The following is a 13,305-nucleotide window of genomic DNA, read 5'->3' as shown; positions in this document are numbered from 1 at the left end:
CCGGCAGATGGTCAAGGTTTGCCAGAGCACGATCATCGAGGCGCCGGTCGACGAGGTCTGGGCGATCCTGCGCGATTTCAACGGCCATGACCGCTGGCATCCGGCGATCGCTTTCAGCGAGATCGAGGGCGGCGAGCCGGTCGATGCGGTTGGCGTGGTGCGCCATTTCCGGCTGAACGACGGCGGCGAGTTGCGCGAGCAATTGCTGGCGCTGTCCGACAAGGACCGGCGGTTGAGCTATTGCCTGCTCGAAGCACCGCTACCGCTAATGGGCTATGTCGCCTCGCTTAGGCTGAAGCCGGTGACCGACGGCGATGCTACTTTCTGGGAGTGGCGCTCCGAGTTTCAGCCGCCGGCGCATCGCCGCGACGAACTGGTCAGGCTGGTGACCGAAGACATCTATCAGACCGGCTTCGCGGCGGTGCGCAATCTGCTGCGGCGCCGGAGCACGGGCTCACCAGTCGAGACGAGATCGCCTCGAGTGGTTGTCGAGCCGACTCCATCGGTGAATGTACGGCATTCCGCGTCAATGGTCGCGGCAGGCCAGGCCGCAACGACCCGTGCGATCGTCGTCGAGCGCTATGGCGGGCCGGAGGAGTTGCAGTTCAAAGAGATCGGACTGCCGCCGCCCACGCCGAACGAGGTGCGGATCCGCCATACGGTGATCGGCGTCAATTTCATTGACGTCTATTGCCGAACCGGGTTTTTCGACCTCCTGCAGCCGCCCGGCGTGCCGGGCATGGAAGCGGCCGGCGTCATCGAGGCGGTTGGGCCGGCGGTGTCGGGCTTTTCGGTTGGCGACCGCATCGCCTATGCCTGTCCGCCGGTCGGCGCCTACAGGGAGCGGCGCAACATGGCGCCTGAACTGCTGGTCCATCTCTCGGACGACATTGCCGATGAGATCGCCGCCGCCTCGCTGCTCAAGGGCGTCAGCGCCAGTTTCCTGCTGCATGATGTCCACGCGGTGAAGCCAGGCGATATCGTGCTCATCCATGCGGCGGCCGGCGGCATCGGCCAATTGCTGGTGCAATGGGCTCGTCATCTCGGCGCGACGGTGATCGCGACGGTGTCGAGCGACGACAAGGCGCGCATCGTCGAGCGTCTCGGCGCGCACCATGTCATCGTCTACACCCGCGAGAACTTCGCAGACGCCGTCATGCGGCTGACAGCGGGCAGGGGTGCCGATGTCGCCTATGACGCGGTCGGCAACGACACATTCGCCGGCTCGCTCGCGGCTTTGGCCGTGCGCGGCCATCTCGTCAGCTTTGGCCAGGCTTCCGGACCGATCGGCAATTGGGATATCGGCCGCTTCGCGTCGAAGTCGCTGACCGTCTCGCGGCCCAACTATGCCCATTACACCGACACGCCGGAAAAGCTTGCGCCGCACGTCGCCAGGTTCTTCCAGGCACTTCGCCAGGGCGTGGTCCGCGTAGAGGCGCCGACGCGTTACACCCTCGCCAACGCCGCCGATGCGCACCGCGATCTGGAAGCCCGCCGCACCACTGGAGCCCTGATCCTGCTGCCGTAGCTGAGGGCACCAAGCCCGAGTTTCATTTTTGAGCGTCAATAAATAATTTGACGCGCGAAACTCTTTTGCGTTGTAGTGGAAACGCGAAAATTTGACTGAACAAATTTGGTCAAGCAAAGCTGCCCCACGGCAACGGCCGCAGGACTGATTCTGGCCGGACCGAGAAGGTTGGCGGGCGCGGGCAAAGGAATATCGATGGCGGAGAAGACCCACCGCACGATGGATGATTTCGCCAGGGCGTCCGGCGTGTCGCGGCCGACCCTGTCGAAATATTTCGACGATCCGGCGAGCGTGAAGCCGGCGACGCGGGCGCGCATCGAGGCGGCACTTCGATCCTCGGACTATCAGCCCAACGTTTTCGCGCGCAATCTCAACCGCAAACGCACCCGCAATGTCGGCATCGTCGTGCCGGCGCTCACCGATCCGTTCTATGCCGAGATGGTCAGCCGCATCGAACTGCGCTGCCGCGACGAAGGTTTCTGGCCGATCGTCATCTCCTCGCACGGTTCGCCGAAACTGGAGGCGGAATCAGTCAAGACGCTGTTGTCGCTGAAGGTCGCCGGCGCCATCATCGCTCCGCTGGGATCAGTCTCCGAACCGGGCGTCTTCGAGCGAATGAGCGAGGACATTCCAATCGTCTATTTCGACACCTACATCGAAGGCGATACGCCTTTCGTCGGCAACGACAACCACCAGAGCACCTCGACCATCGTCGACTATCTCTGCCGGTCCGGCGAACCGCCGGTCTATGTCGACATTCCGCACGTCAACCACAATTCGGGCGAGCGCCTGCAGAGCTATATCGAGACGATGCGGGCCGCCGGCCTTGAACCGGTCGTGCTCGAGGCGGCAGGCGGCTACAACTGGGATTTCGAGCGCATCGGCCATGAATGGATGGAGCGCACGCTCGAGAAAGGCGGACTGCCGGCGCGCACGCTGCTGTGCGCCAATGACCGTCTCGCCTTCGGCGTCATGGCGGCCGCCTTTTCGCGCGGGCTGAAGATCGGCCGCCGGGCCGATTGCGACTTCCGCGTCGCCGCCCATGACGACCATCCGCTGAGCCGCTACACCTGTCCGGCGCTGACCACCATGGCGCAGGATTTCGCCGCCATGGCCGGCCGCAGCGTCGAGATGCTGCTGGCCTTGCTGGACGAGGCCGACCCGCCCGGCCAGGGCCTCACACGCAACGTCAAGCTCGGCGCGACGCTGGTGATGCGTCAGTCGGCCTGAGCGGGCGTCTGCAGTTTGAGCCAGGCCGCCGCCTCGCTCACCGCTTGTCGCGCGGCTAGAATGTGGCGGCCCATCGAGACGAAGCCGTGGATCTGGCCCGGCCATTCTCGCAGGACCATCGGCACGCCTTCGGCGCGCAGGCGTTCGGCATAGGCCGCGCCTTCGTCGGCAAGGATGTCGTGTCCGGCGACCGCGACAAATGCGGGTGCGGCGCCGGCAAGGCTTGACGCCAGCAGCGGCGAGACGCGCCAGTCCGAGATGTCGTCCGGTTTTCGCACATAATGGTCGCGAAACCAGGCCATGGTGGCGGCGGTGAGCCCGAAGCCGTCGCCGAAACGCCGGTAGCTGTCCGCGGTCTGGCGGGCATCGGTGTTGGGATAGATCAGGATCTGCGCGGCAAGCGGCGGCGCCAGTCCGTCGCGGGCAAGCAACGCCAGAACGGCGGCGAGGTTGCCGCCGGCGCTGTCGCCTGCGACGCTGATGGCGGCTGGGTCGATGCCCAGTTCGCCGGCATTCTCCGCCATGAAGCGGAGCGCCGCCGCGCAATCCTCGAGCCCGGCGGGAAATTTGTGCTCCGGCGCCAGCCGGTAATCGGGGCAGACCACGACGGCGTTGCCCAGATTGGCGAGCCATCGGCAGATCTCATCATGCGAGGAGAGATTGCCCACGACCCAGCCGCCGCCATGCAGATAGAGCACGGCGCGCGCCCCAGTCCGCGGCGCGCCGATGCCGCGATGGATGCGGATCGCGACTGGGCCGTTTAGCCCGTCGATCTCTTGCTGTGCGGTCGCCGCCACCGGCTCGTGCTCGCCCTGCTGTGTTGGGAAGGAAGCGTCATAGGCGGCCCGCGCTGCCGCAACACTGCCGTTCTCGAACGGCTCGCCACCGGCCGCACGGCCGATTTCGAGGACACGCAAAGCATCAGGATCGAGTGTCATCCCCACCTCCATCACGCCCGTGCCTAGGCGAGCAGGCTGCTTGCCTCGTCCTCGGTCAACAGCGCCGGCTGGATGACGTCACCGGTAACGGTGACCGAGCTCTTCGTTTCGCCCGAGCGCAGGATCGCTTCCATGATCTCCAGCACATGCAGCGCCAGATTGCCGGAGGCGCGGGGTGTGGCGCGTGTCTTCAGCGAGCGCACCAGATCGGCGACACCGAGCATGCGGTAATTGGCGCGGTCGGGCGCCGCGTAAGGCCAGTTGCGGGCGCCGTAAAGTTCGCCTTCGCTGGCGAAATCCTTCCACTCGGCGCCGCGTTCGGACAGCGAGACGGTGCCACCGAACGTGTCGGGATCGGGCAGGCGCAGCGAACCTTCCGTGCCATGCAGTTCGATTGGATGGTTGGAGTGCTTGAAGACGTCCCATGACGCGCCGAAGGTGACGGTGGCGCCGGAGCGGAATTCCAGCAGCGACAGCACGTTGGTCGGCGTGCCGACCTTGAAGCTGGTGTTCTTGAACGGCCCCTCGGCGGTGATCAAGCGTTCCTCCTGGCCGCGCGTCGCCATCGCCATGACGCGCGCGACGGGGCCAAGCAGATTGACCAGCATGGTCAGATAATAGGGCCCCATGTCGAACACCGGGCCGCCGCCCGGCTGGTAGTAGAATTGCGGGTTCGGGTGCCAGTGCTCCATGCCGCGCCCCATCATGAAGGCGGTGCCGGTGACCGGGCGGCCGATCGCGCCCTCATCCATCAGACGGCGCGCCCGGCGTCCGGCGGCACCGAGGAAGGTATCGGGGGCCGAGCCGAGCAGCACACCGCGCTTGGCCGCCTCCGCCACCAGGCGGCGACCGTCGCCGGCCGATGTCGCCAGAGGCTTTTCGGTGAAGACGTGTTTTCCTGCCGAAAGCGCTGAGAACGAAATGTCGAAATGTGCGGCAGGAATGGTCAGGTTGAGGACGAGATCGATCTCGGGGTCGGCGAGCAGCGCATCGACGCCCAGTGCCTTGATGCCATATTCCTTGGCTCGCAACGCTGCCATGTCGGCCGAGATATCGGCGCAGGCGCGCAGCTCGATGCCGCCGAAAAGCGCGGCATTGCGCAGGTAGGTCATTGAGATGTTGCCGCATCCGATGACGCCGATTGCGAGCTTCGTCTTTGATTTTGGCTGCATTTTTGGCCTTGCCTCCCAACTTCGTCATGCTCTGCCGGATCCGCTGCTCCGGCAATGGATCATCTTCGAAAAGCGCTATACAACATTTTAAATATTGACGCGCGTAAAATTTTTATAGAACATGCGAAAATACTGGCGCGATATCGGGAGGCTGCCAGCCCTAGAGCCGGATGATTTCAGGTCGTTTCGACCTGAAATCTGAATCCGCCTCTAAATCAAATAGTTAGAGCATGATGTCGTCCGAAAACCGCTTCGCACTTTTCGGCATCATGCTCTGGGAGGAGACGATGACAGACGTGAAAAAACGGCCGGCCGCCGATGCGAATCCCGTGGGGCATGCGCGCATGGATCTTTCCGTGGCGGCCAGGGGCCGCGACGGGGTCAGGCATAGATCACCTTGGCCCCGGTCCTATCAAGCTGGCTGCGTATCGGGCCGGACAGGCCATCGTCGGTGATCACAACATCGACGCTCGACAGCGAAAATGCCTTGGAGGTTCCGCCGACGCCCCATTTGCTCGAATCCGCAAGCAGGACAACGCGCCGGGCCATGCGCACGAGGTTTCGTTTCGTTCGCGCCATGTCTTCGTTCACGTCGACCACATCCAGTGACGAGTCAATCGCATGCGCTCCAACAAAGACCTGATGCGCCACCAAGCCGCCGAGAGCCGCGTCGGCATCGGTGATCAGCGTGCTCACCGTGTCTGGATAGACGCGGCCACCGATCATGTGAACGTCGAGCCCGGGCCGATGCATCAGATGCTGCACGATATTCATCGCCGTGGCCGCGACCACGACATTGCTGAGCGGCGGTAACAGCATGGCAACCTGCATCAATGTCGAGCCGCCGTCGAAGATGACCGATTGGTTGTCCTCGAACAGCTCTATCGCCGCCCGGGCGATGCGCTTCTTTGCATCGAGGTTCGTTTGCATCCGCCGGGCGAACGCGGCCGTGGTTGAATCCGTGGTCCGGGTCACCGCCCCTCCACGGGTCTTGGTCAGCAGTCCCTTGCGGTCCAGTATTTCGAGGTCGGAGCGCACCGTGACTTCCGACACGCCAAAATCGTCCGACAGGTCCTTGATGCGAACCTGTCCGCTGCGTTGCACTTCACCCAGGATCGATTGGCGTCTCTGCTCCGACAACATTGCCCTGTCCTTGCCTCCATGTGCCAAGCGATCGCCCTGGCCTCGGTTCACTCTACCGAAAATATGCGAATTCGAAAGATTTCGAAAGATTGCATTTATCCTTTCTTTCGAAAACACTGGGTCCAGTATTTTGAAGTCAATCGATTGGAGAGTTTTGGACTCATGAGCCTCGGAACCAAGGTGCGCCTGGCGCGCCTCTTCTCACATCCATCGGGGAATCTTTTTGGCGGCGCGGTCGACCACTTCGTCGGCTATGGCGACGTGCGCAAAGGCGGCCTTGCCGACCTGCCGGGCGCGCTTGCACGCGTCATGATGGGCAAACCCGACTACGTCAGCATCCAGCCCGGCACCGCGCGCCATCTGTGGCCGCAATATGCGGGCAAGGCTGCCCTGGTGATCCAGGCCGGCTGCTTCACCCCGGACGATCGCATCAGTGAACTGATTGCAACACCCGAGGATGCGGTGCGCGCTGGCGCCGATGCGTTGGCCGTGGCCATTCCGGTGCGCGGCGCGACCGAGGGCAAATACATACGCTGGCTGACCGATTCGGTGAATGCGGCGGCCCGCTACGGCATGCCGGTGGTGGCGCATATCTACCCGCGCGATTTCACCGACGGGGCAAAAATCGTCTTCACTCCCGACGAGATCGCCTATGCCGCACGCATCGGCTACGAGTCCGGCGTCGACGTCATCAAGATCGGCTACACGGGCGATTTCGAGTCGTTCCGGGAGACCGTGCGGACCTGCCCGGTGCCGGTTGTGATCGCCGGTGGTCCGAAGACCGACACGCTGCTCGGCGCGCTTCAGCAGACGGCGGACGCCATCCGTGCCGGCGCGCGCGGTGCCGTGGTGGGCCGCAATCTCTGGGGGCATGGCGATCCTCAGAAGGCGGCTCTTGCCTTTCGCGGCGTCATCCATGACGGCTTGTCGGCGCAAGACGCCCTGGCGAAAGCGGGGGCCTGAACGATGCCCACCGTCCCCTCGATCCTCGGCTTCGGCGCCATTGCGATCGACGACATCGTCTATGTCGATCAGCCGTTGTCTGCGGGCAAGGGGAAGGTGCTGCAAAGTGCCCGGGCTTTCGGGGGAAATGTCGCGACGGCCCTTGCCGCCGTCGCGCGGCTCGGCGGAAGCGCCGGGTTCGTCGGATGGCTGGGCAATGCCGCCGACGACGCCGTGCTGTGCGATCTCATTGAGAGCGGTGTTGAAACCGCATTCGCGCCGCGCCACCCGCACGCGCGCCCGGTGCGCTCGCGCATCACCGTCGGTTCGGATGGGGAGCGGTTCATCGCGTATGACGACGAAGCGATGCTGGGCACCGCGCCGGACTTTCCGGACGAGGTTCTCAGCCGCGCGACCGTCCTGATCGTCGACGGCTATGCGATCCGGTCGCTGGATGTCGTGGCTCGGGCTCGCGATCTCGGCCTTGCGATCCTTGGCGATATCGAATGGAGCGGCGGCCCGGCCACGGAGCGGCTGATTGCGCTCTGCGACCACCTCATTCTTCCCCTGGGCTTTGCGCGGACCGCTACGGGCTGCCGATCGCCCGCCGAGATGCTCGATGCATTGTGGTCGCCGTCGCGATCCGCCGTCGTTCTGACCGATGGCGGCAGGGGCGTGTACTATCGCGGACGCGGAGAGACAGGGCTCTGGCACTTGCCCCCGCACCGGGTTGCCGTCGTCGATACGACCGGCGCCGGTGACTGCTTTCACGGCGCCTATGCCCATGCATTGACGCGCGGCGCCGACACCGCGGGCCGGGTGGCATTCGCTGCCGCGGCGGCGGCCCTTTCGATAACGGGGCATGGCGGGCGCGAGGCACTTCCGACGAATGACCAGGTCACAGCACTGCTGGCATCGACGAACGCGCCGTCGGCGGTCGAACTCAGATATGCGCAACTCGATACCGGGACATAGCCTGAAACGATCCGAGGAAACATTTTCACAGGTGAAAATAGGCCAAGGAGAATAACAAAATCAGCGGCTTAGACTTGTGGAGGGAGGAATATGGCAGAAGTCGTTCTTGAGAATATCTGCAAGACATACGGGAACAATTTTCACGCAATCGACCAATTGAACCTGTCGGTCAAGGACGGCGAGTTCTTGATACTCGTCGGGCCGTCCGGCTGCGGCAAATCCACCGCGTTGCGGATGATCGCGGGACTGGAGGATGTCACCAGCGGCAGCCTCCGGATCGGTGGCGTCGACGTCGTCGACATGCCGCCCAAGGACCGTGACATCGCAATGGTCTTCCAGAGCTATGCCCTCTACCCGCATATGACGGTGTTCGAAAACATCGGCTTTTCGATGCGGCTGGCAGGCAAGTCGAAGGCCGAGCGCAAGAAGCGCGTCGACGAGATCGCCAAGACCCTTCAGCTGACGTCGCTGCTGGACAGCAAACCCGCCAACCTTTCCGGCGGACAGCGTCAGCGCGTCGCCATGGGCCGCGCCATGGTGCGCGAGCCGGCTGCCTTTCTCATGGACGAACCGCTTTCCAATCTGGACGCGAAACTGCGCGTGCAGATGCGTGCTGAAATCACCAGCCTGCAAAAGCAGCTCGGCGTCACCACCATATACGTGACCCACGACCAGATCGAAGCGATGACGATGGGCGACAGGGTCGCGGTGCTGAAAGGCGGTGTGCTGCAGCAGGTCGATACCCCCAAGAGGCTCTATGAATCGCCGGTGAACGCCTTCGTTGCCGGCTTCATCGGTTCTCCCTCGATGAATCTTTTCGAGGCGACCCTGACTGGCGACGAACTGATGGCCGGAGCCTTTGCCATCCGGCTGCAGGATGCGGCCTTCGTGCGCAGGCCGGGTTTGAGGTCGTATGCGGGGCGCAAGGTCGTGTTCGGGATCCGGCCGGAGCATCTCTATGACAGCAGCCTGGAATCCGGCCGCAAGTATCAGACGATATCGGCAAAGGTGACGTCGATCGAAGAGCTCGGGTCCGAACACATCGTCCATCTGAACATCGACGCGGTCCGGGTGGACTCCGGCGATCCGGACGCGGTGCAGGATTTCGGCCTGACGTCGAACGCGGTGGCGAAATTCGAACCGGACAGCGCAGTCCGCCCCGGTTCGGAAATCCGGTTGGCCCTGGATGATACCAAGCTCCATTTCTTCGATCCCGAGACGCATCTGGCGATCTGAAGATCTGTGGCGGAGCCTGCAGGCGGGAGCGAGGCGCCTGCGAAAGTACGAGGAAGAAGACTTCTGAATGAAGCAGACGATCGGCTGCATTGTGCGGTCGATCCTAGAGAAGGAGGAGAAAAAAATGACGTTTCGGATAAAACCCGCGATGCTGAGAATGGCCGCGGCAGCATGGTTGCTTGGCGCAACCGCCGCCATGGCGGACACCACGCTGGAATTCACCCAATGGTGGGAGCCTGAGCTGCCCGCAGGCTCCTTGCGGAAAATCATGGACGATTTCGAGGCCGCGAATCCCGGCATCAAGGTGACGCTGGTCAGCGGTCCCTATGCGACCACGCGAGACCAGATCTCGGTCGGCGCCGCCACTGGAACGCTCAGCGACGTCGTCGGTCTCGACGGCGCCTGGGTGAACAATCTGAACGCGCAGGGTGCGCTGGCCGACATGAACCCGATGATGGATGCGAGCAAGTTCGACAAAGCCCAAGTCGCCGACATCATCAAGGTGGACGGCAAGGCGGTGATGTTTCCCGTCGCTTCCTTCGTCTATCCTGTCTTCGTCAATCTGGACCTCGCCGCCCAGGCAGGCGTGACCAAGCTGCCCTCGACCCGTGCGGAGTTCCTTGAAGCCGCCAAGAAGATGACGCACCCCGACAAGAACCAGTATGGCTGGGTATTGCCGCTGTCGCTGCAAACGCCATCCGGCGTCCAGAACGACATGATGTCGTGGGTCTGGGCATCGGGTCAATCGATGATGGCGGACGGCAAGCCCGCCCTTGAGGGCAAGCCGGTCGTGGATATGCTCTCCTTCGTCAAATCGCTCAACGACGCGGGCACCATCTCGCCCGGCATTGCCACCAAGACCGAGCAGGAAAAGGTCGAGGAATTCGTCAACGACCGGGTCGGGATGATGGTCGACTCGCTCGCGCATGTGAACCTCATCCGCAAACGCAATCCCAAGCTGAACTTCGACATCATCCCGGTTCCGGTCGTGGAGGGCTATACGGGCAAGCGCGGCCTTCCCTATGCCTCATGGGGCATCGGCATCTCCGCGAGCTCAAAGCATCAGGAAGAGGCCTGGAAGCTCGTCCAGTACTTGATGAGCGAGAAGGTCAACGCCAAGCTGGTGTCGCTGGCCAATGCCTTCCCGGGCAACGTCAACGCCAAGCCCGATTTCGTGACCTCGGACAAGGCTTTCGCCAAGGCTTTCGAGATCTTCAAGACCGGCTATCTCGCCAACGAGTTCACCGGCCTGCCGGTGGCTGAAGACCTAATGACCCAGTTCGACGTGCAAGCCCAGAAGATGCTTGCTGGCGAGCAGTCTCCGGAACAAGCCGCCGCCGCCGCTCAAAAGGGCTGGATGGCGAAATTCTGATCCGGCTGTTCCCATCTGCTATCTTCAACCGGGTGGCCTGGCTTCGGGCAGGCCACCCGGCAACAACGGATCGGCAATTTGAGATGGACCTGTTTTTGAAGCTTACCTTCTCTTGAAGGCGTATCCCAAGGTTGGCACATGACCCGGCAAAAGCGCTCCCACCACAAGCTGAAACGAGCGGTCGCACCCTACCTCTATCTGTCGCCCTCGCTGCTCATAATCGGGCTGCTGATGCTGCTGCCGATGGTGACGGTGATTGGCTACTCGTTCCAGAACAGCGCGGTGCTGCGTCGTGACCCATCCTTTGCCGGACTGAAACACTACGAGGCGATCTTCGACGACCCCGTGTTCTGGGCTTCGCTGTGGCACACGCTCTACTTCACATGCATGAGTGTCATTTTCCACATGACCATCGGCATGGTCTTCGCGCTCATGCTGAACAGCGACCGCATCAATCCGACGCTGCGCAATATTCTGCGCGTGCTTTACATACTGCCCTGGCTGTTCACCGCGGTGATCATCGCCGTGATCTGGCGCCTGCTGCTCGAGCCGAACGGTGTCGTGAACAGCATTCTCATGCAATTGGGCATCATCGGTTCCAAGGTCGAATGGTTTTCCTCGCCCGAGACCGCGCTGCACGCCGTCACCTTCGCCAATATCTGGGCGGGCTATCCGCTCTTCATGGTCAGCCTGCTCGCAGGCCTGCAGGGCATTCCCAAGGATTTCTACGAGGCCGCCGATATCGACGGGGCGAAGGCCTACCAGAAGCTGATCTTCATCACTATCCCGCAGCTGATGCCGATCATCATCAGCATCTCGCTGCTCGACTTCATCTGGACCATGCAGGTCTTTCCGTTGATCTGGATCACGACAGGCGGCGGTCCGATCTACTCGACCGAGGTGCTGAGCACCTACACCTACAAGCTGGCATTTTCGAGCTACAACCTGTCGCAGGCGTCGGCGAGTGCCGTGGTCATCCTGCTGATCTCTCTCGGCCTGACGCTGTTGTACATCCGCTATCAAAAGGCTCGGTAGTCACCATGAGGAAAAGGCACACGCCGAAAGACAGGCTGATCACCGTTGCGCTCCATCTAGCGCTTGCAGCGGGGCTCTTTTTCGCGGCCTTCCCGATCTACTGGATGCTGAGCAGCTCGTTCAAATCGAATACCGAAATCTTTGCCCTGCCGCCAACCATCCTGCCAAAGGCCTTCACGCTTGAAGCCTATGCAGCCATCCTTGGCGACCCGGTAAAGCTGCGCTTCTTCTTCAACAGCTACTTCGTGGCCGGAGCAGTGACCGTGCTGACGGTGCTGATCGCCCTGCTTGCGGCCTACGGGTTCAGCCGCTTCAACTTCCGCGGCAAGGGCAGCCTGAACACACTCATCATCAGCACGCAGACGATCCCGCCGATCACGCTTTTGATCCCCTTCTTCGGGCTTGTCGTCTCATACGGTATCTTCGATACCTACATCGCACTGATCCTGACTTACCTGGTGTTTACACTGCCCTACGCGATCCTGTTGATGACGGGATATCTGAACACCTTGCCCCGCGATCTCGACGAAGCGGTGGCTGTCGACGGCGGCAGCAGCTGGACAGCGCTTTGGCGGGTGATCGTCCCGATTTCACTGCCTGGTATCGTGGCGACGTCGGTCTACACCTTCCTGTTGTGCTGGAACGAGTTCCTCTTCGCACTCACGCTGACAAAGTCGACCTCCATGCGCACCGTCCCGATCGGCATCCAGCTGTTGATGGGGCAGCACGCCTTCGAATGGAACCAGATGATGGCGATGAGCGTGCTTGGCTCTCTACCGCTCTTGCTCATCTACCTCGTTGCCCAGAGGTACTTCCTCGCCGGCATGACCGCGGGCTCGGTCAAATAGGATGTCCCTCCCACGGCGACGCAGACTGGTATCAAGGAATAAGCGGTATCAAGGATTGAAAGGATGAACGTGAAAGACCTCAAAGTCGGCTGCCAGACCTTTACCTGGGAAATGCTCGGCGACCGTTTTACCGGCGGCCCCGACGATCTGTTGAAGGCGATTTCCGATGGCGGCTACTCCGGTATCGAGATCACCGACACCATGATCGGCCGCTACGCCGGCCGGCCGTCGGAGTTCGCCGCCGCGCTGAAGTCGTCCGGCCTGACGCTGGTCTCCTTCGCCTTCGGTTCGAACAGCGGGTTTACGCTGAAGGATCAGATCGGCGCCGACCTCAAGGCGGCGCAGCGCTGGATCGATTTCGCCGCCGCCTTTCCCGGCGCGCTGGTGTCGATGGGTTCGGCAACCGTGGTGTCCGACGGGCCGCGCGACGACAAGTTCGCCATCGCCGCGGAGGTCTACAACAGAGCCGGCGAGCTCGGCCGCAAGGCCGGCGTCCAGGTGGCGGTGCATCCGAGCTCGCACCACAACACGCTGCTGTTCGACCGCGCCGACTATGACAGGATCTTTGCCTTGCTCGACCCCGACCTGGTCGGCTGGGTGCCGGATACCGGTCATATATTGCGCGGCCATAAGGACATGGCCGACACGCTGCGCACCTATCGCGACCGCATCCGCTATATCCATTTGAAGGACGTCGACGCCAAGGGCTCCTGGGCGATGCTGGGCAAGGGCGTCTGCGACACGCCGGCGGTCATCGAGATCGCGAACACCGCGCCGCGCTTCAACGGCTGGCTGGTGCTGGAAGAGGAATCCGAAACGGCCGCCGCCGATCCCGCCGGCGCGGTCAAGACCAACCGCCAGACAATGCGCAGCTACGGCGCCTGAA

Annotated in this window: 12 protein-coding genes; 9 read left to right on the top strand and 3 right to left on the bottom strand. The window is 62.6% G+C overall.

Annotated elements, in window-relative coordinates:
* The first annotated feature begins 7 nt into the window (after positions 1 to 7).
* Positions 8 to 1,528 carry a zinc-binding dehydrogenase gene (locus tag JN279_RS30175; RefSeq protein ID WP_202350987.1) on the top strand — a complete coding sequence of 507 codons (1,521 nt, stop codon included), beginning with the start codon at positions 8 to 10 and terminating at the stop codon, positions 1,526 to 1,528.
* Positions 1,529 to 1,723: 195 nt separating this feature from the next.
* Positions 1,724 to 2,758 carry a LacI family DNA-binding transcriptional regulator gene (locus JN279_RS30170; RefSeq protein WP_202350986.1) on the top strand — a complete coding sequence of 345 codons (1,035 nt, stop codon included), beginning with the start codon at positions 1,724 to 1,726 and terminating at the stop codon, positions 2,756 to 2,758.
* Here JN279_RS30170 and JN279_RS30165 read toward each other — a convergent pair.
* The 3 genes from JN279_RS30165 to JN279_RS30155 form a co-directional block, all read right to left on the bottom strand.
* Positions 2,746 to 3,696 (bottom strand): alpha/beta hydrolase, encoded by a 951-nt coding sequence (locus tag JN279_RS30165; RefSeq protein ID WP_202350985.1) that lies wholly within the window; start codon positions 3,694 to 3,696, stop codon positions 2,746 to 2,748. The genes JN279_RS30170 and JN279_RS30165 overlap by 13 nt on opposite strands.
* 23 nt (positions 3,697 to 3,719) lie before the next feature.
* Entirely contained in the window at positions 3,720 to 4,868 is a 1,149-nt protein-coding gene (locus tag JN279_RS30160) for a Gfo/Idh/MocA family protein (RefSeq protein WP_202350984.1), read from the bottom strand.
* A gap of 381 nt (positions 4,869 to 5,249) precedes the next feature.
* On the bottom strand, positions 5,250 to 6,011 hold the full coding sequence (locus tag JN279_RS30155) for a DeoR/GlpR family DNA-binding transcription regulator (protein ID WP_202350983.1): 762 nt from the start codon (positions 6,009 to 6,011) through the stop codon (positions 5,250 to 5,252).
* A gap of 162 nt (positions 6,012 to 6,173) precedes the next feature.
* Here JN279_RS30155 and JN279_RS30150 point away from each other — a divergent pair, with 162 nt between their 5' ends.
* From JN279_RS30150 to JN279_RS30120, 7 genes are all read left to right on the top strand, one after another.
* Complete coding sequence (locus tag JN279_RS30150) at positions 6,174 to 6,974, top strand: class I fructose-bisphosphate aldolase (protein ID WP_202350982.1); 801 nt, start codon at positions 6,174 to 6,176, stop codon at positions 6,972 to 6,974.
* A gap of 3 nt (positions 6,975 to 6,977) precedes the next feature.
* The gene (locus JN279_RS30145) at positions 6,978 to 7,928 is read left to right on the top strand and encodes a PfkB family carbohydrate kinase (RefSeq protein ID WP_202350981.1); all 951 of its coding nucleotides are present in this window, start codon (positions 6,978 to 6,980) and stop codon (positions 7,926 to 7,928) included.
* Between the two features lie 90 nt (positions 7,929 to 8,018).
* On the top strand, positions 8,019 to 9,164 hold the full coding sequence (locus JN279_RS30140) for an ABC transporter ATP-binding protein (protein WP_202350980.1): 1,146 nt from the start codon (positions 8,019 to 8,021) through the stop codon (positions 9,162 to 9,164).
* Between the two features lie 124 nt (positions 9,165 to 9,288).
* Positions 9,289 to 10,536: an ABC transporter substrate-binding protein gene (locus JN279_RS30135; protein ID WP_202350979.1), complete on the top strand. Its 1,248-nt coding sequence runs from the start codon at positions 9,289 to 9,291 to the stop codon at positions 10,534 to 10,536.
* A gap of 138 nt (positions 10,537 to 10,674) precedes the next feature.
* Entirely contained in the window at positions 10,675 to 11,571 is an 897-nt protein-coding gene (locus JN279_RS30130) for a carbohydrate ABC transporter permease (protein ID WP_202350978.1), read from the top strand.
* A 5-nt stretch (positions 11,572 to 11,576) separates the two neighbouring features.
* On the top strand, positions 11,577 to 12,419 hold the full coding sequence (locus JN279_RS30125; RefSeq protein WP_096455577.1) for a carbohydrate ABC transporter permease: 843 nt from the start codon (positions 11,577 to 11,579) through the stop codon (positions 12,417 to 12,419).
* 63 nt (positions 12,420 to 12,482) lie between these two features.
* Positions 12,483 to 13,304 (top strand): sugar phosphate isomerase/epimerase family protein, encoded by an 822-nt coding sequence (locus tag JN279_RS30120; RefSeq protein ID WP_202350977.1) that lies wholly within the window; start codon positions 12,483 to 12,485, stop codon positions 13,302 to 13,304.
* Position 13,305 lies beyond the last annotated feature (1 nt).

Origin of the sequence: Mesorhizobium sp. 113-1-2 (genome assembly GCF_016756475.1) — a bacterium.
Taxonomy (GTDB): domain Bacteria; phylum Pseudomonadota; class Alphaproteobacteria; order Rhizobiales; family Rhizobiaceae; genus Mesorhizobium; species Mesorhizobium loti_C.
The sequence above is the reverse complement of the archived record's forward strand: the minus strand, read 5'-3'. Positions and strand labels throughout refer to the sequence as shown.